Origin of the sequence: Rhizobium lentis, assembly GCF_017352135.1 — a bacterium.
Classification (GTDB): Bacteria; Pseudomonadota; Alphaproteobacteria; order Rhizobiales; family Rhizobiaceae; genus Rhizobium; species Rhizobium lentis.
Window position 1 is genome coordinate 992,501 of the sequence record NZ_CP071454.1, and the last position, 26,508, is coordinate 1,019,008.

Consider the following 26,508-nt stretch of genomic DNA (forward strand, 5'->3'; position numbering starts at 1 on the left):
TGTTTCTCCCATTGAAGGAAGGAGACCGATATGGCTGCCAATACCGATGATATCAGGGCATCTGTCAGCAAGGACATCGCTGCACTCCAGCAGGAAGTCTCTCGCCTGCAGAAGATGATTTCCGCCCAGGGCGCCGAGGCCTATTACGAAGTGCGCGGCCGCGCCAGCAAGGCTTATGATGAAGCCCTGCCCCGCGCAAAGAATGCCGTTGCTCAAATTCGGGCCGAAGGGGCAGCCGCCGCCGGCGCCGCCCGCGAGCATGCGGCCGCAACGACCACCGCACTGGTACTCGCCGGGGCAGTTGGCTTCCTCATTGGCTATCTGCTTTCCGGCAGCTCGCAGCCGCAGCCTCGTCATTGGTGGCGCTGAGCGCTCAATCCGCCCAGAGCCGATTTTTTACGCACCCGCCAATCCATTTTTTGGCAGGGTGCGTAAATGCTTATGTCGCAGAAAAACCAATTTTTAATGCGAGTGAGGGGAACATAAAAAACGAAAGGGAGGACGATTATGGAAAACAAGAGGGCCAATTGCATCATTGAAGTCAGCGTCGACGGCGTCAACGGCCGTTACGCGGTCGGCATCATGAATATGCGTCAGGCGCTCGAACTGCCGGAAATGCCAAGCCTGTCCTATACACATCCCGACCCAGTGAAGGCCGCTGCCGGCATCGTCGTCAGCCGCAAGGAGCTCGCCGGCTTCATGGCCTGCCGCTGAAACGGCGTGGGCCCATTTTTCCCTGACGGCGCTTTGTCTGAAGCGCTGACGTCGTTTTGCAGCTCTATTATTCCTCCCGGTTTTTAGCTGTCATGCTGGCATCCATGTGCCGTTCGTGCCAAGAAGCGGCATCGAGGCAGGACAGGGATGGCATATGAGGGACCGGCGCCCATCGCATAAGACGCGCGAGCGGCTAAAGCCCACCGCCGACACGGCAGGCAAGCGGGTCACTCTCCCGCGCGCCCTTTCCAAGCTCGGTTATTGCTCCCGCACCCAGGCCGAACGGCTGATTGCCGAAAGCCGCGTCACCGTCGACGGCCGCACCGTCACCGATGCCTCTGCATGGGTCGATCTTTCGACGGCGAAGATCAGTGTCGACGGACTTGCTGTCGCCGCCGAGGCGAAAATCTATCTGATGCTCAACAAGCCGCGCGGGCTCGTCACGACCCGTCATGATCCCGAGGGCAGGCCAACGGTCTATGATTGCCTCAAGGATTTCGACATACCGCACCTTTCTCCGGTCGGCCGGCTCGACAAAGCAAGCGAAGGCCTGCTGCTTTTCACCAACGACACCGAATTCGCCCAGATCCTGCTCGATCCGGTCACGCATGTGACCAAAACCTATCATGTCCAGATCGACCGACTCATGGATGACGAGGAAATTGCCGCCATGACATCCGGCATCCGTCATGACGGCGAGTTGTTGACGGCAACCGCCACACGACGTTTGCGCCAGGGCGACAGGAATTCATGGATCGAGGTCGAGCTCGATGAAGGCCGCAATCGCCAGATCCGTCGCATGCTGGAGGCGCTAGGCACCGGGTGCTTACGCCTCGTGCGGGTCGCGATCGGAGGGCTCGAACTCGGCGAACTCCCAAAAGGCGCTGTGCGTGCGTTAACTGAGGTAGAATTGCAGACGCTGCGCCGAAGAGCCGGCATGGAAAGGGCGAGGCGTTGACCGAAGTGACGGAGATGGCACCGCATGACTTCTGGCAGGAGATTCACCCGCCCGGCACCTTTCCCGACGACCAGGAGTTCACCATCTTTTATGTCGCCGCGTTGGAAGACGGCCGCCAGCTTCGCCTGCCGATCCGCGTGTTGGCAGATGGCACTCATGCGCTCGCCTCGCTGATCATCAACCAGGCGAGCTTCGCCGTGCTTGACGCGCTGGCGGAATGTCTCGCCGAAAAGATCAAGCCCATGCGCGTTGAGATCATTGCCGGCCTGCCGACGCTCGGCCTGACACTTGCAGCCGCCGTTGCCCAGAAGCTCGGACACGACCGCTACGTCCCGCTCGGCACTTCCCGCAAATTCTGGTACCGCGACGAACTCTCCGTTGCCCTGTCTTCGATCACCACACCGACGCAGGACAAGCGCCTCTATGTCGATCCGCGCATGCTGCCGCTGCTGACCGGGCGGCGCGTCGCCCTGATCGATGACGTCATTTCCAGCGGCGCATCGATCGTCTCGGGTCTCAACCTGCTGACGGCCTGCGGCATCGAACCCGTCGTCATCGGCGCGGCCATGCTGCAATCGGAGCGCTGGCGCGAAAACCTCGCTGACGCCGGGCCGCAATGGATCGCGCGGACCGTCGGCGTGTTCGCGACGCCCATTTTGGAGCGCAACGGCGCGGGCCGGTGGCAGGTATCCTCCCGACCGGGGACGTGAGGATCGCCTCTGTACAGTGGGCGGGGAACGATTACAGTCCCCGCACGTCACCCGGAAGAGTGCAGCGTTCGGGGATCCTTTTCTAGCCGATGATACACTGGATCTGCCCATGTCCTTCGAGCAAGCAACCCTACTGATCCTTCTGTTGGCAATGCTCGTTCTCTTCTCGCGCGAACATATCCGCATCGAAGTCGTCGCAATCGCCGGCCTGCTCGCCGGCTACGCACTCGGCCTTTATCCGGCCGACCAGGTCTTCGCGGGCTTCGCCAGCCCCGTCGTCATCACCGTCATCGAAATCCTGTTGATCGTCCAGGTGCTGGCGCGCGCCAAGCTTTTCGACAGTCTCGCCGCACATTTCGCGGCCGCCAAACCGTCGCGCTTCAAGGTCATCGCCGGCGCCTCCTCGCTTGCCGGCTTTATTTCAGTCTTCATGAACAATATCGGCGCCTTTGCCATCACCCTGCCGGTGGCGCTGCGGCTCGGCACGGCGCTTTCGATCCCCCGCCGTCAGCTGGTCATGCCCATCTCATTTGCCGCTCTGCTCGGCGGGCTCGTCTCGCTGATCGGCACGCCGGCCAACCTGCTCGTCAGCGACGCGCTCGCCAAGGCGACCGGAGCAGGCTTTCGTTTCTTCGACTTTGCCTATGTCGGGCTGCCTGTCGCAATCACCTGCATTTTCCTCATCGCCTCTCGAGCCCAGCGGCTGTTTCCGGAACCAGACGAAGCGCCGGCAAAGATCTCCTCGGGCACGCGTCGCATCATCGTCGAGCGTCGCGTCCCGAACGTTTCACCGCTGGTCGGCGTGCGGCTTTCCGAGTGCCCGGCCCGCTTCGGCATCAAGCCGCACGCGCTGATCCGCGGCGACAATTTTGTCTTCGGCCCGCTCGACCAATCGGTGATCGAAGCCGGCGACGTGCTGCTCACCGAGGGCGGCGATGCGGTCTTTGCCGACCTCGCCGCCACACAAGGGCTGATCGCCGATGCCCATCCGCAAGGCATGCAGCCCGATTTTGCCCGCGTTGAAACCGTCGTCATGCCGGAAAGCACTTTGATTGGTTCGCGCATCCGCTCGCTCGAGGTCTTCCACCATCGCGGCATCGTCGTCGCCGCTCTTTCCATGCGCACCCCGCGCATCGAGGGCCGCTTCCTCGACTTGCAGCTATCGATTGGCGATATATTGACGCTCGAGGGGCCGCGCATCGCCATCGCCGAAGCGCTGGAGGAAAGTGAGTGCCTGCCGCTCGCCTCGACGGTGCCGGCCGAACCGCCCCTCTTCTCCTGGCGGCCCTTCGCGTTGTTTGCCTGCGGCGTCGCCGCGTCGGCGGCCGGCATGCGTCCAGACATTGCTTTTGCCGGGGTCGTGCTCGCCCTCGCCGTGCTCGCGCATCTCAACATCCGTCAAGCAATGGCCGACCTCAACTGGCCGATCATCATCATGCTCGCGGCGATGATTCCAATCGGCCAGGCGATGACAAGCTCCGGAGCGGCCGAGGCGATCGCCGGCTGGCTCAGCCTCGTCGTGCCCATCGGCGAGCCGCTCGCCGGCATCGCGCTCATCCTCTTCCTCGCGATGGCGTTGACGCCCTTCGTCAACAACGCAACGGTCGCAATCGTGCTGACGCCGATCGCGCTGGAATTTGCAAGGACCGGGCAACATCCGCCGGACGCCTATCTGATCGCGGTTGCCGCCGGTGCTTCGCTCGATTTCCTGACACCCTTCGGCCACCACAATAACGCCCTGGCAATGGGCATCGGCGGCTACCACTTCAGCGACTTCCTGCGCGCCGGTTGGCCGCTCGCAGTCGCAAGTTACATCCTCGCGCTGTTTCTCCTGGCGCTGTTCTGGCTCTGATGCGATAGTTGATGCCTGACTTGACTTCCCCGGCGATGAAACTAGAGCAAGAAGCCTCCCCTAGACACAAGGACAGTCGAGCACCGTGCGAATCCTCTCCGAAGCCCATTTTCCGGAATTGCCGAACTATTATCGCGGAAAGGTGCGCGAAAATTACGACCTTCCGGACGGACGCCGCATCATTATCAGCACCGACCGGCTGAGTGCCTTCGACCGGATTCTCACCTGCATTCCCTTTAAGGGCCAGGTGTTGACGCAGACGGCACGCTACTGGTTCGAGGCGACCAAAGATATCTGCCCGAACCACGTGCTCGACTATCCGGATCCGAATGTCGTCATCGGCAGACGCCTCGACATCCTTCCGGTCGAAATCGTCGTCCGCGGCTATCTCGCCGGCACCACGGGCACGTCGATCCTGACGCTCTATAAGAAGGGTGAGCGCGAGATGTACGGCATACGCTTGCCCAATGGCATGCGCGACAACCAGATCCTGCCCGAACCCGTCATCACCCCGACCAGCAAGGAATTCGACGGCGGCCATGACGAGCCGCTGACGCCTGCCGAAATCGTCACGCGCGGCCTTCTGACCAGACAGCAGTGGGAAACCTTGTCGGCATATGCGCTCGCCCTCTTCGCTCGCGGCCAGGAGATGGCCGCCAAACGCGGCCTGATCCTTGTCGATACCAAATATGAATTCGGCACCGATGGCGACGGCAACATCATCCTCGCCGATGAGATCCACACGCCGGACAGCAGCCGCTATTGGCTTGCCGAAGGCTATCCAACAAGCTTTGCCGCCGGAAAGCGGCCGGAAAGTTTCGACAAGGATTTCGTCCGTGCCTGGGTGGCGGAACGCTGCGATCCCTACAAGGACGAAATCCCCGAAATTCCCGTCGAACTGATCGAGCAGACCTCGGCGGTCTACATCAAAGCCTATGAGTCGATCACGGGCGAACGCTTTGTTCCCGACGATAGCGGCGAGACGCCGCTTGCCCGTGTCCGAAACAACCTCGCCCCCTATTTCCCTTGAAAAGCCCAAGCGCGAAAGCCGCCATCCCGATCGTCCGCTTGCGGCATCTCATTCAGTCGCGCTAGCATCGACAAAAAGGGGATCGGGCTCTGCCCGGCGGGGAACGAATGGCAAGAAGGCCGAGACGCAAGGCCGAGGAAACGCGCGAGGACATCCTCTCCATGGCGGAGATGCTGTTCCGTGAGCGCGGCTACGTTGCCGTGTCAATCGCCGATATATCAGGCGCGCTCCACATGTCGCCCGCCAACGTCTTCAAGCATTTCCATTCCAAGGTCGCACTGGTCGATGCGATCGCCGGGCGCCATCTCGACAACGCCACCGAACGTTTCGCCGCCTTCGACGAGGACCTGTCGCCCAAGGAGCAACTGCTCCGTTTCGTCCTGCGCCTGCTGGAAAGCCATCTGCAGGACATCCAGAACAACCCCTATCTCTTCGAAATGGTGCTTTCGACGATCGAGGCCAAACTCGAGGCCGGCAATCGTTATCGCGCCCGAATCGAGGAGAAGCTCGGCGAGATTATCCGCACGGGCGTGGCGGAGGGAGGTTATCATTGCCACGATCCCGAGCGTGCGGCACATACGGTGGCCGACGTGCTCGCCTGCGTGCTGCATCCCGTCCTCATCGCCCGGGACAACAAGGACACACTCGTGCATCGCGCCGAAGAAATCGTGTGCCTGGTGGATGCCGCACTGCGAAATAAAGCTTGATAAGTGACGATTGCTGACTTACGTCACTTCGTAAAGCTTTTCTTAAATTCGGATCGCGGCATTCGAAGCCAGCTCAATCCTGACGCTTATGTAAGCCTGCGCTCGCCTCGGCCGAGCTTGTGGATCGAACGGCGACTGCCACCGCACAGGGACTTCAGCATGACACGGCGTGCCCTCCTCATCTTCTCGGCCCTGCTGGCCGGCGCATTGCTTGGCGCCTGCAGCGACAACGCCGGCAAGCCCGCCGGCAATGCCGGCGCGGGCACCGCGCAGCAGGCGACCCCCGTCGGCGTGGTCGCCCTGACCAAGGCAAGTTTTCCGATCACGACCATCCTTCCAGGCCGCGCCGAATCCTTCCAGACGGCCGACATCCGGCCGCAGGTGAGCGGAATCATCCGCGAGATCGCCTTCAAGGAAGGCGGCGAGATCAAGAAGGGCGACCTGCTCTATCAGATCGAGGATGCGCCCTATATCGCCGCCGTCGAGCAGGCCAAGGCGGCCATCTCCAAGGCCGAGGCGAGCGTGCCGAGTGCTGAAAGCAATCTCGAACGCTACCAGCGTCTCGTCGGCAGCGGTGCTACGCAGATCGAATACGAAACGGCCAGGACGACGCTTCTCCAGGCGAAGGCCGAGGTCGAGTCGGCAAAGGCAGCCCTTTCCGCCGCACAGATCGACCTCGACCATACGAAGATCCTTGCGCCCTTCGACGGCGTCATCGACCAGACCGCTTACAATACCGGCAACGTTGTTTCGGCCAACCAGACGACAGCGCTGACGACGATCCGCCAGCTCGATCCGATCTATATCTCCCTGACGGAATCGAGCACCAACCTCCTGCGACTGCGCGATGCGATGGCCGCCGGCGATATCAAGGGCGCGGAGAACGTCGCCTTCCACCTGATCCTCGAGGACGGCAAGGAATATAATCAGCAGGGCAAGCTCGATATGTCGAAGCAGGTGGTCAGCGAGACCACAGGCACTTTCATCATCCGCGTTCTCTTCCCCAATCCCGATCGTATCGTCCTGCCCGGCATGTATGTCCGCGCCACGGTCGAACTTGGCGCCGAAACCGGTTACGCCCTGCCGCAGCTTGCCACGAGCCGCGACGCCAACGGCCGGCTGACGGCGCAATTCGTTTCCGCCGACGGCAAGGTCGAAACCCGCGCCTTCGAGAACAGCTCGCCTTCCAACAATTCCTGGCTGGTGACGGAAGGCATCAAGGACGGCGACCAGCTGATCGTCACCGGCCTGCAGTCGATCACGGCGGGCATGCCGGTGAAGCCGGTCCCGATGAAGATCAACGACAACGGTGTGGTCGTGCCTGCCGAGCAGCCTGCGGCCGGTGACGCTGAGAAGCCTGCGGCGAAATAATCGCTTCGAGCCCGTATCGTCACCGTCTCAGCAGGAACAACCGATGGCCAAGTTTTTCATCCGACGTCCGATCTTCGCCTGGGTCATTGCGATCACCATCATGCTCGCCGGCCTGCTGGCGATCTTCACACTGTCGATCTCGCAATATCCGGACATCGCCCCGACGACGGTACGCATCAACGCCACCTATCGCGGTGCCAGCGCCGAAACCGTCGAAAAATCGGTGACGACGATCATAGAGGACGGCATGACCGGCCTCGACGACCTTACCTACATGACCTCGACTTCGTCGACAGGATCCGCCAGCATCCAGCTGACCTTCGGAACCAGTATCGATCCGGATATCGCTCAGGTGCAGGTGCAGAACAAGCTGCAGCTGGTGCAGTCGCAGCTTCCCGGCGACGTCATCGATGCCGGCATCAGCGTGACGCGCTCGACCTCGAGCATCCTCCTCGTCGGCTCGCTCGTTTCGACCGACGGCAAGCGTAGTTCGGTCGATCTCGGCAACATAATGTCGACCTCCATCGAGGATCAAATCCAGCGCCTGGAAGGCGTCGGCAGCATCAACGTCTTCGGCTCCGGATACGCCATGCGCGTCTGGCTCGATCCCTTCAAGCTCGTCAAATACCAGCTGACGCCAAGCGACGTCACCTCGGCGATCCAGGCGCAAAACACCCAGGTCTCCGTCGGTTCGCTCGGCGCCCAGCCGACGATCCCCGGTCAGCAGCTCAATGTCACCATCACCGCCCAAAGCCAGCTGACCACCGTCGCCGATTTCGAGCACATCATTCTCAAGGTCGAAAAGGACGGCGCGACCGTGCGCCTGAGCGACGTCTCGCGCATCGAGATCGGTCAGGAAAGCTACGGTGGCAGTTCGCGCTACAACGGCATGCCGTCGAGTGGTTTCGCCGTCAACCTGGCGATCGGCGCCAACGCCATCGATACCGCCGCCCGCGTGCGCTCCGCACTCGATGTCATCGGCAGCACCCTGCCGGAAGGCGTGAAGATCACCTATCCCTATGACACGACGCCCTTCGTGGAACTGTCGATAGAAAAGGTCGTGCATACGCTGATCGAGGCGATCGTGCTCGTCTTCGTGGTGCTGCTCGTCTTCCTGCAGAATATCCGCGCCACGCTGATCCCGACCATCGCCGTTCCCGTGGTGCTGCTCGGCACCTTCGGGGTGCTAGCGGTCACCGGCTATTCGATCAACACGCTGACGATGTTCGCCATGGTGCTGGCGATCGGCCTTCTCGTCGACGACGCGATCGTCGTCGTCGAAAATGTCGAACGCATCATGTCCGAAGAGAAGCTCTCGCCGCTGGAGGCCACGGAGAAATCGATGGGCGAGATCACTGGCGCCATCGTCGGCATTGCGCTGGTGCTGACTGCCGTCTTCATTCCGATGGCTTTCTTCGGCGGTTCGACCGGCATCATTTACCGCCAGTTTTCAATCACCATCGTCTCGGCCATGCTGCTGTCGGCACTCGTCGCCATCGTGCTGACGCCGGCGCTCTGCGCCACGATGCTGAAGCCGGTCAGCGAACACAGGAAGCACCGCGTCGGCGACTGGTTCAACCGCAATTTCACGCGCTCGACCAACGGCTATATCAGGACCATCGGCTATCTGCTGAAGCGGCCGATCCGCGTCATGCTGGTCTTCCTTCTCGTCGGCGCCGGCTGCGCCTTTCTCTTCACCCGCCTGCCGAGCTCCTTCCTGCCGCAGGAAGACCAGGGCGTGCTGCTGACGATCATCACCACGCCGCCGGGCTCGACCACGCAACAGACCCAGGCAGTCGTCGAGAAAGTCGAAAACTATTATCGTGAAAATGAGAAGGACGCCGTCGAATCCGTCTTCGGTGCGCTGGGCTTCGGCTTCAACGGCTCCGGACAGAACAGCGCAATCGTCTTCACCAAACTCAAGGACTTCTCGCAGCGCACCGATCCGAATCTGAGCGCGCAGTCGGTCGTCAACCGTGCGCTGCGCAGCTTCTTTGCGATGCGCGAGGCGCAGGTCTTCGCGCTCCTGCCGCCGGCAATCCAGGGCCTCGGCGTGTCGAGCGGCTTCTCGATGTATCTCGTCGATACCGGCGGCCACGGCAACGACGCCCTGACGGCCGCCTCCAAGCGGCTGATCCAGATGGGCAACACGTCAGGCAAGGTCGTAGCTTTGCGCAGCAGCAACAAGGAAGTCGAGCCGCAGATGCGCATCGTGCTCGATCAGGAAAAGATCGGCGCCATGGGTGTCGACATCGCCTCGGTCAATTCGATGCTATCGATCATCTTCACCGGGCGCGACGTCAACGACTTCACGCTGAACGGTGAAATCAAGCCGGTCTATGTCCAGGGTGACGCACCCTTCCGCATGCAGCCGGATGATCTCAATCACTGGTATGCCCGCAACACTACCGGCGAAATGGTGCCCTTCTCCGCCTTTACTAAAACCGAGTGGGTGAAGGGCGCGCCCTCGCTTGCCCGTTTCAACGCCGTCAGCGCCATTCCGCTCGACGGCGCGTCGGCACCCGGGGTTTCCTCCGGCGACGCGATGAACGAAATGGAAGCGCTGACCGAACAGCTCGGCGGCGGCTATACGGTCGCCTGGCAGGGCATCTCCTATCAGGAACGCCTCTCCGGCTCGCAGGCGCCGATGCTCTACGCGATTTCGGTTCTCGTCGTCTTCCTCTGCCTGGCAGCGCTTTACGAAAGCTGGTCGATCCCCTTCTCGGTGATCATGGCGGTGCCGGTCGGCATTCTCGGCGCGCTGGCGGCGGCAACGCTCTTCGGCCAGGCGAACGACGTCTATTTCAAGGTCGGCTTGCTCACCACGATCGGCTTGGCAGCGAAGAACGCGATTCTGATCGTTGAATTCGCCAAGGATCGCATGGAAAGCGGCATGGGGCTTTTCGAAGCGACGCTGGAGGCGGCGCGGCTACGCCTGCGGCCGATTATCATGACATCGCTTGCCTTTATCCTCGGCGTCGTGCCTCTGGCGATTGCCACGGGCGCCGGCTCGGCGGCCCAGAACGCCATAGGCATCGGCGTTCTCGGCGGCATGCTGGCAGCGACGATGCTCGGAATTTTCTTCGTACCGTCCTTCTTCGTCGTCATTCGACGCATCTTTGCCACACGCCGCAAAAATGCGGCAGCGGTGTGATATAAATGCACTGTGATAATGCTGTTCCGATTGCTACATTGCGGCCGACTGCTTCGGTGTGTGTTTTCGGTAGGACGAGGCGCGGCGGCGATAGTGAAGCATGAAGCTTCGGACAAGAATTGGCTTGCTCGAGTACAGGATCAAATGAATGGTATCTCTTCGTTTTGCCACACCGGCATTATTGTTATTATTGTCGGGCTGCGTCGTAGGCCCGGATCATGCTCCCCCTGAAATGCCGCTGCCCGCCAAATTTGGAGAGGGCGGAACCAAGAGTGTAGGCGACGTCGCTACCGCATCCTGGTGGACCGCCTTCAACGACCCCAGACTGAATGGCTACGTCCAGGCCGGCCTCGATCAGAACCTGTCAGTCCAGCAGGCGATCGAACGCATCAATGCGGCCTCCGCCAACGTCACCACCGCCGGCGCCGGCGGCCTGCCGAACCTGACGGTCGGCGCCTCGCACACGATCAGCGGCCAGAAGGGCGAATTGCGCACGCAGTTCGACACACGCAACACCAGCGCCGGCGAAGTCCAGCTGAGCTGGTTGCTCGATCTATTCGGCCTTTACAAGCGCAGCACCGAAAGCGCGCTCGCTTCGCTCGATTCCGCTTACGCATCCGCTGATGTCGCCAAGCTGACCCTCGTGCAGGATCTCGTCTCGAGCTATATCGACGTTCGCTATTATCAGCAGCGCCTGGCGCTTTCGAACGCCAACCTGAAGTCTCGCCGGGAAACCTACGAACTGACCAAGTTCCAGCTTGAAGCTGGCGCCGCCTCGCGTCTCGACGTCGTTCAAGCCGAAGGTCTCGTCCAGTCGACGCTCGCTGAAATTCCCGGTCTCGAAACCAACATCCGCATATCTGCCCATCACATCGCCACGCTGCTCGGCCTGCCGGCCTCCGCCCTCGTCGATGAACTGCTGAAGGGTCGTGGCCAGCCGGTATTCCGCGGTGGCATCAACTCCGGCATTCCGGCGGACCTGATCCGCAACCGTCCCGACATTCGCGTCGCGGAGCGTGATCTCGCCGCCGCAACCGCCAATATCGGTGTTGCCGAAGCGCAGCTTTATCCGAGCATCTCGCTCAGCGGCTCGATCTCGCCGTCCTACATCAACCAGCGCGGCGTCCACGGCGGTCTGACGCCGTGGTCCTTCGGCCCGACCCTCAACCTGCCGATCTTCGATGGCGGCCGTCTGCGCGCCAACGTCAAGTCTGCGCAGTCCGAAGCCGCAACCGCGTACCTCAACTGGAAGTCGACGGTGCTGACCGCCGTCGAGCAGGTCGAGAACGCACTCGCAGCTGTCCGGCGTGACGCCCGCACGGTCGCAGCCCTTCAGGCCCAGGTGAAGACCACGCAGGAAACGCTCGAACTTTCCACAGCATCCTACAAAGACGGCGCCTCGTCGCTGCTCGACGTTCTTGACGCACAGCGTCAGGTTTCGCTTGCCCAGGCAAGCCTTGCACAGGCCGTCCAGCAGATGGCCAAGGACTATGTCTCGCTGAACATTGCAGTCGGCGGCGGCTACGCGCCCGGCGGCAACACCACCGCACCGGTGAAGCCTACGCCTGCCAAGGCCAAGAGCTGATCGGCATTTCGCCTTTCTGGAAATACAGAGCTCCGCGATCATCTCGCGGGGCTTTTTTAATGCCGCTTCGCGCTGGATAATGCGCGCATAAGAGGAATTTGGATTCGACAAGCGGCGGCCGTTGATATATGCCTGATTAAACGATTAATCAGAGCGCCGTCGATCATGGCTCCATCGCGCCCGGGACCGAACCTCAGCAGGATAGCAACGTCGCTCGGCGTCTCCGTCGCCACGGTTTCCAACGCGCTTTCCGGCAAGGGCCGGGTCTCCGGTCAACTCGTCCAAAAAATCCGCGAGCATGCCGCCGAACTCGGCTATGTCCCAAGCCAGGCCGGCCGGGCGCTCAGGACCGGCCGCAGCGGCGTTCTCGGCCTGGTGCTGCCCGATATCGCCAATCCCCTGTTCCCGAAGATCGCGCAGGCGATCGAATTTGCCGCCTCCGCCACTGGTTACGGTGTGCTGATTGCCGATTCCCGCGGCGATGCCGCCGCCCAGACAGAGGCGATCAACCGACTGGTCGAACGCGGCGTCGACGGCATGATCGTCATCCCCCGCCGCGCCACCCGCATTTCGTCCGCCGCCTGTCCGGTTGCCGTCATCGACACGCCCTCGACGCCGGGTAACACCGTTTCCGCCGATCATTGGCAAGGTGGCCGCGAAATCGCCCTCCATCTCGCCGGTCTCGGCCACCGGCGCCTCCTCATCATCGGCAACAACCAGGAATCCGGCGTCCAGAACGACCGCGCCGACGGCATTCGGGCCGGCATGCGCCCGAACATGCATTCCGAAACGCTGTGGATCGAAAAGGTGGAGCAAGATGGCGGCAGCGGCTGTCTGCTCGGCCTCGCAGAAAAAGTTCGCCAGGGGTTCACCGCCTTCGCAGCTCTCTCCGATCTGCAGGCGTTGCGCGCGCTGACGGAGCTGCAGCAGGCGGGGATCAACGTTCCCACCGATGTCAGCGTCACCGGCTTCGACGATCTCATCTGGTCGCCTGTCGTGACACCCTCGCTGACGACGGTCAGGATGGACATGGATAGGATTGCTGGGATCGCGGTATCGGCACTGGCCGAAACCATCAGAAAAAGCCGCGCCCGGGAGGGCGTGATTGTTACCGCGGAGATCGAACGCGTCGCGATGCAACTGATCGTCCGCCACTCATCCGGGCCCGCGAGCCCGGCACTAAAAACCTCAGAGATGGAGAACATGTAGGATGAAAAAAGCTCTCATTGCGTCGGTGGCGCTTGCCACACTACCGCCGCTTGCCGCAGCCGCAGCCGAACGGACGCTGACCATTTCCGTCTATGCCTTCGCTCAGGACGATTTCAAGACGCTGGTCTATGATCCGTTCGAAGCCCAATGCGGTTGCAAGCTGGTGGTCGAGACCGGCAACAGCGTCGAGCGGCTGGCCAAGCTGGAGGCGAACAAGGCCAACCCCGTTGTCGATCTCGCCGCTGTTTCGATGGCGGACGCGCTCGCCGCCTCGCGCGCCGGTCTAATCGACAAGATCGATACCGCCAAGCTTACCAATTTCTCCAAGCTCTACGACGTTGCCAGGAATCCGAACGGAGACGGCACGAGCGTCGGCTATACCTTCTATGCCACTTCGATCGCCTATCGCTCCGACAAGATGAAGATCGACAGCTGGGCCGACCTCCTGAAGCCGGAATATGTCGGCCACGTCGCCTTCCCGAATGTCACCACCAACCAGGGGCCGCCGGCGCTCTACATGCTGGGCCTGGCCCTCGGCAAGGATACGCCTGATCTGCAAGGTCCGATCGAGGCGCTGGGCGAGAAGAAGGACGACATCGTCACCTTTTACGAAAAATCCTCGCAGCTCGTGCAACTGATGCAGCAGGAAGAGATCTGGGCAGCACCCATCGGCCGTTTCTCCTGGGCAGGCTTCACCAAGCTCGACGTGCCCGTAGCCTGGGCAACGCCGAAGGAGGGCCAGACCGGCGGCATGAACGTGCTGGTGCTGACCAAGGGTTCGAAGAACCAGGATCTAGCCATGCAGTTCATGGATTTCTGGCTCTCGACCGAAACCCAGACCAAGCTCGCCGAAAAGCTGATCGACAGTCCCGCCAACAGCGAGGTCAAGCTCTCCGAGGCCGCCGCCGGCAATCTCACCTATGGCGAGCAAACGGCCAAGAGTCTCAAGCTGATCCCATCGGCCGTAGCCCTCGACAATCGTGCCGGCTGGCTGAAGGCGTGGAACGAGAAGGTCGGTCAGTAAGCCGTCTTGAACCGGTCCCGGCCTGCCGGGACCGCCCTCCTCTCCTAAAAAGGCGCCTCATGTTCCAGAACCGTGCAGAAGCCCTGGCGCTCGCCCTGCCGGCAGCCGTCTTTGCGACCCTGGTCTTTCTCCTGCCGGTGGCGATCCTGCTGTCGGAAGGCTTCCGCACCGGCGGCGCCTGGACGCTGTCGGCCTATACCGGCTTCTTTTCCGAGACGCTGAACCGCACCGTTTTCCTGCGTTCCTTCCGGCTCGGGCTCGAAGTCACGGCCGTCTCCGCGGTCATCGGCTATGCCGCAGCCTTTGCCATCGTCAGCCTGCCGGCACAGGGCAAGGGCCGCATGATCGGCCTCGTCACCTTGCCGCTGATGATCTCGCCGGTGGCGCGCACCTATGCCTGGATCGTCATTCTCGGCCGCACCGGCATTGTCAACCAGGCGATCACGGGCCTCGGTTTCAGTGCCGAACCGTTGCGACTGCTCTTTACCGAAACCGCCGTCTTCGTCGGCCTCCTGCAGCTCTTCCTGCCGCTGATGATCCTGTCGCTGATCAGCGCGCTTGAAAACATGCCTGAAGACGCGATCCCGGCAGCGCGCGTGCTCGGCGCCAACTGGTTCCAGGTCTTCTGGAAGATCGTTCTGCCGCTCACCCGCGAAGGACTTGTCATCGGCGGCACGCTTGTCTTTACAGGCTCGCTCACCGCCTACATCACCCCCGCCGTCCTCGGCGGCTCCAAGGTGCTGATGCTCGAAACGCTCATGTATCAGCAGGTGTCCGTCGCCAATGATTTCGTCTCGGCGAGCGTCATCGCCTTCATCCTGATCGTCATGAGCTTTGCCGCCAACATCCTGCTGAAACGTCTCGCAACGGCGAGGAACCGCAGATGAGCATTCGTCTCTTTTCGCCCGTCGTCCTCTTCCTGCTGCTGGTCTTCCTGATCGGCCCGTTCCTGATCATCATCGCCGCTTCGCTTTCGGCGGGCGACACGCTGGCCTTTCCGCCGCAGGGCGTGTCGCTGCGCTGGGTCACGAAGGTCTTGACCATCGAAAGCTTCCGCGACAGCTTCGCCATGTCGATGTTCCTCGCCGTCTTCGGAACGCTCGCGGCCCTCGTCCTCGGCATCCCCGCCGCCTATGCGCTGTCGCGCTACCGCCTGCCCGCCGCCGAGACTATCCGGACCGTCGTCTCGCTGCCGATCATCGTCCCCGGCATCATCGTCGGGCTGGCATTGCTGCGCTACCTCGTCGTGCCCTTTGGCTTCAACATCACGCTGGCCCTCTTCTTCGCCCATGCGGCGCTCGTGCTGCCCTATGCAGTACGCGTCGTCTCGGCAAGCCTCGACAATCTGCGGGCGGATATCGAGGAAGCAGCCGTCCTGCTCGGTTCCTCCCGGCTCGGCGCCTTCTTCCGCGTGGTGATGCCGAATATCCGCGGCGGCATCCTGGCCGCCTTCATCCTCGGCTTCGTCACCAGCTTCAATCAGGTGCCGGTCTCGCTGTTCCTTTCCGGCCCGGGTGTACGGACACTGCCGATCGACATGCTGGGTTACATGGAAACCACCTACGACCCCTCCATCGCGGCCCTGTCCGCCCTTCTCGCCTTCCTCTCGATCGGCATCGTCTTCCTCGCCGAACGCTTCCTGGGATTTTCGCGTTATGTCTGATGCCTACCTCCACCTCGACAAGCTGACGCTGCGCTACGGCGATACGGTCGCGGTGAAAGACCTTGATCTTGCGATCGCCAAGGGCGAGCTCGTCGCCCTCCTCGGCCCCTCCGGCTGCGGCAAGACGACGACGATGCGCGCCATTGCCGGCCTGCTGACGCCGGCTTCCGGCCGCATCGGCCTCGACGGCGCCGATATCACCCGCGTCTCCGCCAATAAGCGCGCCGTCGGCCTTGTCTTCCAGTCCTATGCCCTGTTCCCCCACCTGACGGTCTACGAAAACGTCGCCTTCGGCCTGCGTCTCAAGGGAATTTCGGGCGCGGACCTCGATGCCCGCGTCGGGGCCGGCCTGAAATCCGTCGGCCTCACCAGCTTTGCCGGCCGCAAGCCCGCCGAACTTTCCGGCGGCCAGCAGCAGCGCGTGGCGCTCGCCCGTTCGATGGTGATGGAACCGAAGGTCCTGCTGCTCGATGAGCCGCTCTCCAACCTTGATGCCCGACTTCGCCTCGAAATGCGCGCGGAGTTGCAGCGCGTACAGAAGGAGACCGGCGTCACCATGATCTTCGTCACACACGACCAGATGGAGGCGCTGGCGCTCGCCGACCGTATCGTCGTGATGCTGAACGGCGGTATCGAGCAGATCGGCACGCCGGAAGTGATCTACAACTCCCCCGCCTCCGCTTTCGTTGCCGATTTCGTCGGCTTCGAGAACGTCTTCGCACTGAAGGAAGGACAGCTTGTGACGCCGAACGGTCCGGCGGCACTTTCCGGTCCGCCACCGCGAGCTGCGGCCGGCCTGGCCTGGCGTCCGCGGGCAGTGACCCTCGGCGCCGGTCCCTTCCAGGGCACCGTGCGCGGCACCTCCTTCGCCGGCAATAGCCGCGAATACCTCCTCGATACGCCGCTCGGGCCAATCAAGGCCGAGATCGACGCGAGCCTGCCGCCGCATGAGATCGGCAGCGCGCTCGCTTTCGACTTGCCGGTGGCCGGCGCAGCCAACCTCAAGCGCTTCGGGTGACATCATGGGTGTTTGGATCGATACCGACATGGGCTTCGACGATATCGCCGCCATTCTGGTGGTGGCGCAGTCGGAATATGAGATCGATGGGATCTCGCTGGTCTTCGGCAACACGCCGCTGTCGCAAGTGAGGGAGAACGCCGCCGGCGCCGCCGACGCTTTCGGCTGGACATTTCCCATCCATACCGGCCGCGCGATGCCAGTTCTCGGCAAGCTCGAAACCGCCCAGGCGATCCTTGGCGAAACCGGCATTCCGACAACAGGCAAGAGCCTGCCGAAGCCTGCCGCCCTAGCCGAAAGCGATGCCTTCACCGCCCTCTCCCGCTGGTTGGAAAGCCCAGGCCCGCACCGCATCCTGGCCCTTGGCCCGCTGACCAACATCGCCGCTGTGGCGCTCGCCCGCCCTGACCTTGCCGCGCGCATTACCGAACTCGTCTGGATGGGCGGCGGCGTTACATCGGGCAACCATACGTCCTCTGCCGAATTCAACGCCCTTGCCGATCCCGAGGCGCTCGCGATCGTCATCGCCCATGGCGTGCCGCTGCGCATGGTCGATCTCGACCTCTGCCGCAAGGTGGTGGCTCGGCCTGAGGATGCCGAACAGGTGCGCAATGACGGCGGCGCCAACGCCGAGCTGATCGCCGACATGTTCGCCGGTTATATAAGCATCGGCACCAGCCGCGGCCGGCCCGGCATGGCGATCTACGATCCCTCTGCCGCCGTTGCCTTCGTCGCTCCCGATCTGGTGACTTTCCGCCCCGCGCGCATAGACGTCGAACTGCAGGGCGCCTTAACCCGTGGCCGTACCGTCGTCGAGACCCGCGCCACGCATGCGCCCTTCAACGCGCAATTTGCCGCCGATATCGATGCCGATAAGGCGCATGCCATCATTCTCGACGCCCTGCTCAACGAGGCCCGCAAATGAACGCCATTCCTCGTCAGGAACCTTTCGATCTCAACGACCCCGCCTTGCGCGCCCGCGCCGTTGCCGCCGCCCGCGGCGACGCTCCCTTCGATATGCTGATTACCGGCGGCCGCCTGCTCGATGCGGTGACGGGCCTGATCCGAGAGGCTGATATCGGCCTCGTCGGCGCGCTGATCGCAAGCGTCCACGCCCCGGCAAGCCGCACGGATGCCGTCGAGATCGTCGATGCGACCGGCGCCATCCTGACGCCGGGCCTGATCGACACGCACATGCACCTCGAAAGCTCGATGGTGACACCCGCAGAATATATGAACGCCGTACTGCCGCGCGGTGTCACCACGGTCGTCTGGGATCCGCACGAATTCGGCAATGTCCATGGGCTTGACGGCGTGCGCTGGGCGATCGAGGCGGCGCGCGTACTGCCGCTTCGCATGATCCTGCTCGCGCCCTCCTGCGTGCCGTCAGCACCGGGCCTGGAACTGGCCGGCGCGGATTTTGATGCCTCAATCATCGTCGAGATGCTGCGCTCGCCTGCCGTCGGCGGTGTTGCCGAAGTCATGAACATGCGCGGCGTCATCGACGGTGATCCGCGCATGAGCACCATCGTCAACGCCGGCCTTGCTTCCGGCAAGCTCGTCTGCGGCCATGCCCGTGGCCTCCAAGGCGCCGACCTCAACGCGTTCATGGCAGCAGGGGTCACCTCCGACCACGAACTCACCTCCGGCTCCGACCTCGCCGCCAAGCTTGCCGCAGGCCTGACGATCGAGCTGCGCGGCTCTCACGACCATCTGCTTCAGGAGTTCGTCGAGGTGCTGAACGGTCTCGGCCACCTCCCCCCGACCGTGACGCTCTGCACCGACGACGTCTTTCCCGATGAACTCTACGAAAGCGGCGGTCTCGACGATGTCATCAGGCGCCTGGTGCGCTACGGCATGAAGCCGGAATGGGCGCTCAGGGCCGCGACCTTCAATGCCGCACAGCGGCTGAAACGCTCCGATCTCGGCCTGATCGCTGCCGGCCGCCGCGCCGACATTGTTCTCCTCGAGAACCTGACGGAATTCCACGCGCGGCTGGTCATATCAGGCGGCCGCATCGTCGCCCGCAACGGCAGCATGGATGCGGCCGTCCAGCCACTCGACAACACGCCGCTCGTCAACTCCGTCAAGCTGCCGCCGCTCACCGAGAACGATTTCCGCATCCCCGCGAAGGGCGAGCGCGCCCGCGTCGCCACCATCGACCGCCCGCGCTTCACCCAATGGGGCGAGGCCGAAACGGAGATCCGAGACGGCTTCGTCGTGCCGCCCGCCGGCAGCGCCATGATCGCCGTCGTCCACCGCCACGGCAAGGCCGACAGCACCCCGCGTGTCGGTTTCCTCACCGGCTGGGGCGAATGGCGCGGCGCCTTCTGCAGCACCGTCTCCCACGACAGCCATAACCTCACCGTCTTCGGCGCCAATGTGCGCGACATGGCGCTCGCCGCCAACGCCGTCATAGCAGCCGGCGGCGGTATGGCGGTCACCAAGGACGGCGCAATCGAAGCGATTCTGCCGCTGCCGCTTTCCGGTTTGGTAACCGACGCGCCCCTAAGGGACACAGCCCTCGCCTTCTCCGATATCCGCAAGGCCATGGACAAGATCGTCGACTGGAAACCGCCCTACCGCGTCTTCAAAGCCTGCTTCGGCGCAACACTCGCCTGCAATGCCGGTCCGCACCAAACGGACCGGGGGATCGCCGACGTGGCGACAGGGAAGGTACTGGACAGCCCGGTGCTGGCGATTTTGTAAGCCGGGACGCACACACCAGAACCGAGTCCGAATTAAGCCGCTCTAGTTGTGAGCTTTCAGGAAGATGCTCAGCGGCTTCGTCCAGCCCTCCTCGTCGCTAGCAAATGTCAGTACGGCGGCGGCGCACGATTCCCGCGGTAGATGCTAGTCGCGTGCTATCCACGATCTGCCGAGCTGCGGCAGACCAGCCGGGAACATCCGCGTTAAGCGGGAGTTAGCAAACGTCGGAGACAGACGGAACATTACGGGCCACTCGCCGACGTGCACGACAATCGATAGTGAGTGACGAGGCCGCAGCGATCACGCAGAGCCAGAGCATATGCCGCTACCGCTCATGAGGCTCCGGGGACATCGAGAGGGCGTCATAATGGACAATGATGCCACCATTGGGCCGCGATGGAGGCTGCTCAAGCTGGCCGCGACCGCAGCTCTTGCCCTCATGTCCTTGCGGGTCATCAAGGGAGAAATTCCGCGTGTCGTTTCAGATCATGGGCTGTGGGATTTCGGCGCCTTCGTCGCGTCGGGGCGCGCAGCCGCTGCAGGACTGGATCCCTATGGCATCTACCCGCCTCTCACGCCGCATGTCGTCTTTCCTGGATTCGAATCCTGGAATCCAAACCTCAATCCCCCGATTTCGGCACTCCTGTTCCAATCCTTCGATATATTCGAGCCGGTGCAATCACTTCGCATCTGGTGGATGATTTCTATCGCCAGCTACGTCGCTGCGGTTGTCTTGCTGCTGCGACGCTATAGCGGCGGCTTGGAGCTCCCGCTGCTAGCGATCTGGGCGTTTGCACTGGCTGGCTTTTGGGACACGCTCTATCTTGGCCAAATCTATATGCCGTTTGTGCTACTCGCGGTCGCCGGCTGGCTTCGATTGGAAAAGGGTGATGGCATCGTCGCCGGTATCATGATCGGTTTGCTGATCTCGATGAAGCCCAATTTTGCAGTGTGGCCGGTGCTGCTCTTTCTTGCCGGCCACCGCCTTCCGGGTCTGGTGTCGGTGGCAACCGCGGCGGTTATAGCCACGATCCCGCTGGTCGTCTTCGGCCCGCAGATCTACGTCGATTGGCTGCGCCTCGTCGCAACAGACGGCGAACGGGCTGTTTTTCTAACCAACGCGTCGTTTGCAGGCCTTGCGGCCCGCGCCGGTGTTCCGGCCGCAGGCACGGTCGTTGCCGCACTATTGTTGCTTGGACTAGCAGGTTGGGCCTTTTTTCGTCATCCGCCGGTTATCGTGGTGAGTGGTTTCGCGCTGCTGGCGTCCCTGCTGGCTTCGCCTCTCGGATGGATCCACTACACGCTCTTCCTGCTACCCGTGCTGTTGCACCATTGGCAGCGTCCGTGGGCATGGCTGGCAGCAGCAGCGCTAGTGATCCCGGTCCCCGTCATACTCGGTTACTTCGGAGCTCCCCGATTGAACCAGCTGACGGCAGGATCCATTTACGCCTGGACGCTGGTGCTGATGCTGATCGGCCTTATCACCGCGGAGCTGAAACAACAGGCTGCGCCGACTCAGGAAGCCTTTCTGCGATAAATACGCCAATCGGCCGTTTCTCGCACCAGCGCATAGTGACGGGCGATATAGTGAGCATAAAGGTCGCGCAGCCCGTTGCCCGTCCAGATCTCGATCGGCCATTTCGGATCGAGAATAAGGTCAACGTCGGCAAACATCTCTTCCGCGGCCGGATGATCATCCGGTCCAAGAGTTCGCCCCCAATGATACCAGACGCTGTCGCCCACGGGCGGCGTCAGCCCCAGGCCGGCAGAGAAGGGATTGACGAAATCGAGAACCGCGACGCGCTCGTCAGCGGACATCAGCTGCGACAGGGCGGCCGAAGCGTCAGCCAATGTCCTGTTGTATCCCTCGAAATATTCGTATTGGCCGGCGCTCCAAATCTCAACGAGCCTGATCTCGGAAAACGCCGGCAGCGGGATCGGTTTGCCTCGGCCGCCGGCAGTGTAATAGGCATGAATTGCCAGGGATGCAGCGTTGCCGAGGGCGGCGGGCAATAACAGGAACGCCAAGAGTAGCGGCAGAGCGAATCGCGCCGTCCCATATCGGGAGAGCAGCTTGGCGCGAAAGAGGCTTTCCGTGATGATGGCAGCGCCTGCGCCAAGTGTCAGTATACCAACGGCCTGGAAATTCTGCCCGATCAAGAGAATTCCGGTCGTGCCGCAGAAGGCAACGAAGAGCAGATGTCGGTAACCTGGCGACAGGCTGAGAACGATGAGCGCGACCGCCAGATAGACAAGAAGGTCGGCGAGATTGTTCCGTAGCAAATGACCGAGCGCGGTCAACGCCAGCAGGCCGCCGCTGTTTTTGGCCGAAAGGCCGAGGTCGGCAAGATAGTTGAACCCGCCGCGCCAGATGATTTCAATTGCGATACTGCTGACGGCGATCATCCCGAGCGCCAAACTCACCCAACCGATCTGGCGACGATCGAAAAGCATGAACAACAGAAAGGCAAGCCCCACGACGGCATAGGTGATCTTGGTATAGAGCATCAGCAACACAAGGAAACTGGCGCATGCGGCATCGACGGCCCTGCTATTGCCGGCGGCCGGCAACCGGGGCAGATACATCACCAGCAGAAAGCCGAGCGACGCCCAGCCAATCCGGTTATAGAACATGGCAAATGTCAGCTCTCCTATCCGCTCGCCTGGATTTGCGGGAGCCGCAACTATCAGGAGCAGGAAGATCGCAAGCGGCAGCCCAAAGGCCTTATGCATCCGGCTGCCCACGATTTCCGCGGCAATAGCTGCAAGCAGGAAGACCACTATCGCCATTCCAGCCGGCATCGCGCCGCCCATACTGCTCGACAAGCCATAGCCGGCAGCGGGGATATAGAATGTCAACGGCCCTAGCGACGAATGGAAATCCACATTCGGCACCTGGCCAAGCACGATGCGATGAGCACCATCCAGGAAAACGAAGAGATCGTTGACGTACTTGGTCGTGACCGTTCGGCCGGGCAGAGCGAGAAGGCCGGCGAGAATGACGCCCGCGCCAATGATGACGGCCCGCGACCAACACAACCGTGACATCGCGGGCGATGCGCCGTCTCCCACCACCACCGACCTTTCCGTCTCAATCACTGCACCTCGCTTTGCGCCTTTACCTGCCGCCACTGGTAGACCGTCCACTCCGATGTCTTATGAACGACCTCGAACCGTGCCGAAAGAAACGGGCCGTACAGCTCCTGCAGCGGCAGGCTGTTGATTCCTGTTTTAGGCACCATGACGATCTTTACATCTGCAAAGAGCACTTCCGGTGGGATATAGGCTTTCTCGTTGATATTGCGGTTCCAGTGAAACCAGGCGGTGTCGCCGGCAGGCGGGCGAATGCCGAGCCCCGCTGAAAAAGGGTTGACGAAATCGAGCACGAAAACGCGCTCCGGCGGCACCGGCAATGCCTGCAGCAGCGCTCCCCCGGTTACGATGTCGTCGAGATAGCGCCTTATGAAGTCAGGCTCGCCGCCAGGCGGATCGATCTCACGAACATCGTCGAAATGCGGCAGCCCGAGAGATTGCCCAGCTTTGTCCGCCGCAAGCGATGTATGCAGAATGAGGGCCGCGGCGTGATGTACGATCGGCGGTGACAGGAATAAGGCCGCGAGCACGGAAAGAGCGCCGGCAGGAAGAGCCACCCCCCCTGCCCTTCTCCCTTCATCGCCTTGCTGACGCCAGGCGGCTCTCTGCGCCAGAACGACCGCGCCGCAGTAGAGCGTGATGATGCCCCAACTGTGGGCGTTCTGATTTATGATCGCCAGGCCGCTGCCTATGCAGAACCCAGAGAAGAGAAGATCTCGGAAGCTGCGGGTTTGCCAGATGACGACCAAAACGAAGGCCGCGAATACGACGACGTCGGAAAGGTTCTCACGCAGGTTCTTCAGGATGCTGCCGACATCGCGGCCGCCGCTGACACGCGCCGCCGCCCGCAGATCCTCTATATGCTGAGCGGTTCCGCGCCAGACGAACTCGATGGCGATCATGGCCAGTCCAGTCAGCAGCAGGGCAGTCAGGACCCAGCGGCGCTGCTGCCGGTCCAAGAGGATGACGACGAGGAGAAAGGCGGTTCCGGCAAGCCCGTAGGTCGCCTTGGTGTAGAATGAGACGAGCAGAAGAAAGACGGCGGCAAGAGCATCGGCTGCATCGTTTCGCCCGCGCTGGAGCTGCGGCGTCAGATACATCATCAGCAGCAAGCCGAGTGCGACCCAGCCGATGCGGTTATAGAACATCGCGAAGGAAGGATACCAGATGGAACTGCCGAGATTGATCGGCGCCGCGAGGATGAGAATGAGGAATATGCCGAGCGCGGCCGCCAATGACGGACTGAGGCGCGACACAAGGATCCGGATCATCGCCGGGATGAAGGCGACGACAACGATGGCCATTCCAAGCGGTATGGCAGCGCCGAAATTCCCCGACAGCAGGTATCCCGCAGCCGGAAGATAAAAGACGAGCGGCCCGAGCGCCGTGTGAAAATCGCGGTTCGGCACCTGACCGAACGTGATGCGGTGCGCGCCGTCGATAAAGATCAGCACGTCATTGATAAAGGCGGCGTTGATGGTCCTCCCGGGTAGGGCAAGCATGATGGCGCAGGCCAATGCTGAGAAGATGATCGCGCCTTCTGCCGACAGCACCCGCCTTATCGTTGCCGCCGGCCTCTTGCTGGCGCCTGCTCCCTTCACGATGGCCGCGAAAGCGGCGTGGTTGCCCGGTTCGGTCACAGCCGCAACCTCTTGAAGATTGGCTCGGGGATTGACCGGACCACCGTCATGAGCGGTCGCCATATCGGTCTGACGTAGACGACGTCCCCGCCCCTGCCGCCCTCGGCGACAGCAAAGATTCTTTTCGCGACCTCCCGAGGTTCGGCTGTGAGAAGCGGCGGGAGCTTCATCGCGTTCGTCATGCGTGTCCGAACGAAACCCGGCTTCACGGTCAGCACGCGCACCCCGGAGCTGGACAGCCTGTTCCTCAGGCCGGACAAGAAGGCGGTCAACCCGGCTTTGGCGGCGCCATAGACATAGTTGGACGCGCGCCCGCGATCGCCAGCGACGGAGCTAATGCCGACGATGGTACCTGATCCTCTCGCCGCAAAACGCTCCGCCAGAAGACCAAGAAGCAAAGCCGGTCCTTCGAAGTTCGTCCGCATGATCATGGCGGCGTGCTCGAGTTCCCGTTCGGCGCGAGACTGCTCGCCCAATTCGCCAACGACGCAGACCGCTGTGTCGGGCAGAGGCGAAACGACGCCCACGAAATCTTCGAAGCGGCTTGTAGCGAGGATATCGAGTTCGTGAATCAGGACGCTAGCGCCGGTCCGCGCGCTGATGTCGTCGGCTTCGCGTTGCACGGCGGAGCGATTTCGTCCGGCGAGAAGCACGTCCCATCCCGCTTCGGCATAGATCAGCGCCGTCGCACGGCCGATATCCGACGTCGCGCCTATCAGGAGCAGTGTCTTGCCGATCCCCTTCATATGCCGAGCCTCTTTGCCAAGCGGGAATTAAAGTGACGATCGGCGCCCGTTACTTTTCGCAGCTCTTTGAACGCCGCCAACCGAGTGTAACCGGCCTCGAATGTTTGTCGCGACTGTCGTGCATCCTTGGCGAGATAGAGCCGCCCTCCTGCTCTGACAACCAGCTCGTCGATTTCGTCGAGCAGCCCGAACACCTCCTGCGTGACGGGAAGGTCGAGTGCGAGCGTGTAGCCCGGCGAAGGAAAGGACAGCAGCCCATTCCCGCCCCCCAGCTTCTTCAGCACAGCAAGAAAGGAGCCTTTTCCCGAACGCGCGAAGCGGTCGAGAATGCCGCTCAGGACCGGCAGAGCGTCCTCGGCAGGGACCACGCACTGGTGTTGCAGAAAGCCCCTCCTCCCGTAAAGCCGGTTCCATTCAAGGATGCCGTCGAGCGGAAAGAAGTATTTATCCCAGTGGACCAACGACGTCTTGGCCGCCTTTCGCGCTCCCGCCCTGAAATAGAGCTCGTTGAAGGCTGCTACGCTAGTTTTGTTGAGCAGCCATTGTGGCAGGTCAAAGGGCAGTGAAACCACTCCCGCATCTTTCGCTGCAAAGCGATCGGCGCGCGGCATGCCGGCAAGCTGGTCCAGCGTCGCGTGCTCGCCGACAAAGATCAGCGAGCGTCCGAGGGAAGCTCCCTGGGAAAGGGTATCGATCCAGGCGACCGAATAAGTGGCATCCTCGGTCTGCTGCAGGGCCTTCAATGCCTCGCCAAGATTTTCGGCCACGATCGTCTTTTGCGCGATCCAGCCGGATTCGATCGGCCTCAAGCGGAACGTCGCTTCCTCGACGATCCCGGTCATGCCCATACCACCGACGGTCGCGAAAAAAAGCTCGGGGTTATGCGTGCGGCTACAGGTGAGGACCTCTCCGCTGGCGACCACCAGCTTGAACTCGATGACATGGTCACCGAATCCGCCGTCGCGATGATGGTTCTTGCCGTGAACATCAGAGGCGATCATACCGCCGACGGTGACAAATTTCGTGCCCGGTACCACAGGCGGAAAGTAGCCTCTCGGGACAAACGAGCGCAGAATGTCGGAGAGCATGACGCCCGCTTCCACGGTCAGCGTCGCGCTGGAGGGATCGAACCTCCGCATCCGGCTCAGCCCACGGCACATCAAGGTGGAGTATTCGCCGATCGCCGCGTCACCGTATGAGCGCCCATTTCCGCGCCCGATCAATCCCGTCCGGGAGGTCACGGTGCCTGCGAGCGCTTCCGGCAGCCAACAGTCGATCGCCTGGCTCTCGTGGCGTGGATAACGTCCCCAGCCCTCCATGCGTTT

The 26,508-nt window shown here is 62.2% G+C and carries 22 protein-coding genes; 18 read left to right on the forward strand and 4 right to left on the reverse strand.

Annotated features, from left to right (window positions below; translation table 11 throughout):
* Positions 1–30: 30 nt before the first annotated feature.
* The 18 genes from J0663_RS04845 (at position 31) to J0663_RS04930 (ending at position 21,241) form a co-directional block, all read left to right on the forward strand.
* The gene (locus J0663_RS04845) at positions 31–369 is read left to right on the forward strand and encodes a hypothetical protein (protein ID WP_207243301.1); all 339 of its coding nucleotides are present in this window, start codon (positions 31–33) and stop codon (positions 367–369) included.
* A 138-nt stretch (positions 370–507) separates the two neighbouring features.
* Positions 508–714, forward strand: a complete 207-nt coding sequence (locus J0663_RS04850) for a hypothetical protein (protein WP_009987986.1) — start codon at positions 508–510, stop codon at positions 712–714.
* A gap of 154 nt (positions 715–868) precedes the next feature.
* A complete protein-coding gene (locus J0663_RS04855; protein ID WP_207243302.1) occupies positions 869–1,672 on the forward strand; it encodes a pseudouridine synthase in 804 nt (267 codons plus the stop codon).
* 14 nt (positions 1,673–1,686) lie between these two features.
* Entirely contained in the window at positions 1,687–2,382 is a 696-nt protein-coding gene (locus J0663_RS04860) for a phosphoribosyltransferase (RefSeq protein WP_207244437.1), read from the forward strand.
* A 109-nt stretch (positions 2,383–2,491) separates the two neighbouring features.
* Positions 2,492–4,234 (forward strand): SLC13 family permease, encoded by a 1,743-nt coding sequence (locus J0663_RS04865; protein ID WP_207243303.1) that lies wholly within the window; start codon positions 2,492–2,494, stop codon positions 4,232–4,234.
* 85 nt (positions 4,235–4,319) lie between these two features.
* Positions 4,320–5,264: a phosphoribosylaminoimidazolesuccinocarboxamide synthase gene (locus J0663_RS04870; RefSeq protein ID WP_207243304.1), complete on the forward strand. Its 945-nt coding sequence runs from the start codon at positions 4,320–4,322 to the stop codon at positions 5,262–5,264.
* 107 nt (positions 5,265–5,371) lie between these two features.
* Complete coding sequence (locus tag J0663_RS04875; protein WP_207243305.1) at positions 5,372–5,971, forward strand: TetR family transcriptional regulator; 600 nt, start codon at positions 5,372–5,374, stop codon at positions 5,969–5,971.
* A 159-nt stretch (positions 5,972–6,130) separates the two neighbouring features.
* A complete protein-coding gene (locus J0663_RS04880; protein WP_207243306.1) occupies positions 6,131–7,342 on the forward strand; it encodes an efflux RND transporter periplasmic adaptor subunit in 1,212 nt (403 codons plus the stop codon).
* Between the two features lie 43 nt (positions 7,343–7,385).
* On the forward strand, positions 7,386–10,496 hold the full coding sequence (locus J0663_RS04885) for an efflux RND transporter permease subunit (RefSeq protein WP_207243307.1): 3,111 nt from the start codon (positions 7,386–7,388) through the stop codon (positions 10,494–10,496).
* A gap of 148 nt (positions 10,497–10,644) precedes the next feature.
* Positions 10,645–12,081: an AdeC/AdeK/OprM family multidrug efflux complex outer membrane factor gene (locus J0663_RS04890; protein ID WP_207243308.1), complete on the forward strand. Its 1,437-nt coding sequence runs from the start codon at positions 10,645–10,647 to the stop codon at positions 12,079–12,081.
* A gap of 165 nt (positions 12,082–12,246) precedes the next feature.
* Positions 12,247–13,290 (forward strand): LacI family DNA-binding transcriptional regulator, encoded by a 1,044-nt coding sequence (locus J0663_RS04895; protein ID WP_207243309.1) that lies wholly within the window; start codon positions 12,247–12,249, stop codon positions 13,288–13,290.
* A gap of 1 nt (position 13,291) precedes the next feature.
* Complete coding sequence (locus J0663_RS04900; protein ID WP_207243310.1) at positions 13,292–14,314, forward strand: ABC transporter substrate-binding protein; 1,023 nt, start codon at positions 13,292–13,294, stop codon at positions 14,312–14,314.
* Positions 14,315–14,373: 59 nt separating this feature from the next.
* Positions 14,374–15,201, forward strand: coding sequence for an ABC transporter permease (locus J0663_RS04905; protein WP_207243311.1), 828 nt, complete (start codon positions 14,374–14,376; stop codon positions 15,199–15,201).
* Positions 15,198–15,977, forward strand: coding sequence for an ABC transporter permease (locus J0663_RS04910; RefSeq protein WP_207243312.1), 780 nt, complete (start codon positions 15,198–15,200; stop codon positions 15,975–15,977). The genes J0663_RS04905 and J0663_RS04910 overlap by 4 nt, the downstream gene beginning before the upstream one ends.
* A complete protein-coding gene (locus J0663_RS04915) occupies positions 15,970–16,995 on the forward strand; it encodes an ABC transporter ATP-binding protein (RefSeq protein WP_207243313.1) in 1,026 nt (341 codons plus the stop codon). Before J0663_RS04910 ends, J0663_RS04915 begins: the two co-directional genes overlap by 8 nt.
* Before the next feature lie 4 nt (positions 16,996–16,999).
* On the forward strand, positions 17,000–17,920 hold the full coding sequence (locus J0663_RS04920) for a nucleoside hydrolase (protein WP_207243314.1): 921 nt from the start codon (positions 17,000–17,002) through the stop codon (positions 17,918–17,920).
* The gene (locus J0663_RS04925; RefSeq protein ID WP_207243315.1) at positions 17,917–19,704 is read left to right on the forward strand and encodes an adenine deaminase; all 1,788 of its coding nucleotides are present in this window, start codon (positions 17,917–17,919) and stop codon (positions 19,702–19,704) included. The genes J0663_RS04920 and J0663_RS04925 overlap by 4 nt, the downstream gene beginning before the upstream one ends.
* Positions 19,705–20,071: 367 nt before the next feature.
* Positions 20,072–21,241: a glycosyltransferase family 87 protein gene (locus tag J0663_RS04930; RefSeq protein WP_207243316.1), complete on the forward strand. Its 1,170-nt coding sequence runs from the start codon at positions 20,072–20,074 to the stop codon at positions 21,239–21,241.
* On the opposite strand, the gene J0663_RS04935 is transcribed toward J0663_RS04930, so the two are convergent.
* Genes J0663_RS04935 through J0663_RS04950 form a run of 4 tightly spaced genes read right to left on the reverse strand, consistent with a single transcriptional unit; the run spans position 21,220 to position 26,502 of the window.
* Positions 21,220–22,752, reverse strand: a complete 1,533-nt coding sequence (locus J0663_RS04935) for a hypothetical protein (RefSeq protein WP_221122403.1) — start codon at positions 22,750–22,752, stop codon at positions 21,220–21,222. The two genes, J0663_RS04930 and J0663_RS04935, sit on opposite strands and share 22 nt — an antisense overlap.
* 47 nt (positions 22,753–22,799) lie before the next feature.
* Entirely contained in the window at positions 22,800–24,437 is a 1,638-nt protein-coding gene (locus tag J0663_RS04940) for a hypothetical protein (RefSeq protein WP_246590376.1), read from the reverse strand.
* Complete coding sequence (locus tag J0663_RS04945; protein WP_207243318.1) at positions 24,434–25,183, reverse strand: SDR family oxidoreductase; 750 nt, start codon at positions 25,181–25,183, stop codon at positions 24,434–24,436. Before J0663_RS04945 ends, J0663_RS04940 begins: the two co-directional genes overlap by 4 nt.
* Complete coding sequence (locus J0663_RS04950) at positions 25,180–26,502, reverse strand: FAD-binding oxidoreductase (RefSeq protein WP_207243319.1); 1,323 nt, start codon at positions 26,500–26,502, stop codon at positions 25,180–25,182. Before J0663_RS04950 ends, J0663_RS04945 begins: the two co-directional genes overlap by 4 nt.
* Positions 26,503–26,508: the final 6 nt, after the last annotated feature.

Excerpts from the sequence above, each read along its gene's own strand:
- J0663_RS04860 (WP_207244437.1), top strand. The coding sequence starts at position 1,687 with ATGGCACCGCATGACTTCTGGCAGGAGATTCACCCGCCCGGCACCTTT.
- J0663_RS04885 (WP_207243307.1), top strand. The coding sequence starts at position 7,386 with ATGGCCAAGTTTTTCATCCGACGTCCGATCTTCGCCTGGGTCATTGCG.
- J0663_RS04935 (WP_221122403.1), bottom strand. The coding sequence starts at position 22,752 with ATGTCACGGTTGTGTTGGTCGCGGGCCGTCATCATTGGCGCGGGCGTC.
- J0663_RS04950 (WP_207243319.1), bottom strand. The coding sequence starts at position 26,502 with ATGGAGGGCTGGGGACGTTATCCACGCCACGAGAGCCAGGCGATCGAC.
- J0663_RS04905 (WP_207243311.1), top strand. The coding sequence starts at position 14,374 with ATGTTCCAGAACCGTGCAGAAGCCCTGGCGCTCGCCCTGCCGGCAGCC.
- J0663_RS04895 (WP_207243309.1), top strand. The coding sequence starts at position 12,247 with ATGGCTCCATCGCGCCCGGGACCGAACCTCAGCAGGATAGCAACGTCG.
- J0663_RS04900 (WP_207243310.1), top strand. The coding sequence starts at position 13,292 with ATGAAAAAAGCTCTCATTGCGTCGGTGGCGCTTGCCACACTACCGCCG.
- J0663_RS04865 (WP_207243303.1), top strand. The coding sequence starts at position 2,492 with ATGTCCTTCGAGCAAGCAACCCTACTGATCCTTCTGTTGGCAATGCTC.
- J0663_RS04930 (WP_207243316.1), top strand. The coding sequence starts at position 20,072 with ATGGACAATGATGCCACCATTGGGCCGCGATGGAGGCTGCTCAAGCTG.
- J0663_RS04910 (WP_207243312.1), top strand. The coding sequence starts at position 15,198 with ATGAGCATTCGTCTCTTTTCGCCCGTCGTCCTCTTCCTGCTGCTGGTC.
- J0663_RS04850 (WP_009987986.1), top strand. The coding sequence starts at position 508 with ATGGAAAACAAGAGGGCCAATTGCATCATTGAAGTCAGCGTCGACGGC.
- J0663_RS04945 (WP_207243318.1), bottom strand. The coding sequence starts at position 25,183 with ATGAAGGGGATCGGCAAGACACTGCTCCTGATAGGCGCGACGTCGGAT.
- J0663_RS04915 (WP_207243313.1), top strand. The coding sequence starts at position 15,970 with ATGTCTGATGCCTACCTCCACCTCGACAAGCTGACGCTGCGCTACGGC.
- J0663_RS04855 (WP_207243302.1), top strand. The coding sequence starts at position 869 with ATGAGGGACCGGCGCCCATCGCATAAGACGCGCGAGCGGCTAAAGCCC.
- J0663_RS04875 (WP_207243305.1), top strand. The coding sequence starts at position 5,372 with ATGGCAAGAAGGCCGAGACGCAAGGCCGAGGAAACGCGCGAGGACATC.
- J0663_RS04890 (WP_207243308.1), top strand. The coding sequence starts at position 10,645 with ATGGTATCTCTTCGTTTTGCCACACCGGCATTATTGTTATTATTGTCG.
- J0663_RS04845 (WP_207243301.1), top strand. The coding sequence starts at position 31 with ATGGCTGCCAATACCGATGATATCAGGGCATCTGTCAGCAAGGACATC.
- J0663_RS04925 (WP_207243315.1), top strand. The coding sequence starts at position 17,917 with ATGAACGCCATTCCTCGTCAGGAACCTTTCGATCTCAACGACCCCGCC.
- J0663_RS04880 (WP_207243306.1), top strand. The coding sequence starts at position 6,131 with ATGACACGGCGTGCCCTCCTCATCTTCTCGGCCCTGCTGGCCGGCGCA.
- J0663_RS04920 (WP_207243314.1), top strand. The coding sequence starts at position 17,000 with ATGGGTGTTTGGATCGATACCGACATGGGCTTCGACGATATCGCCGCC.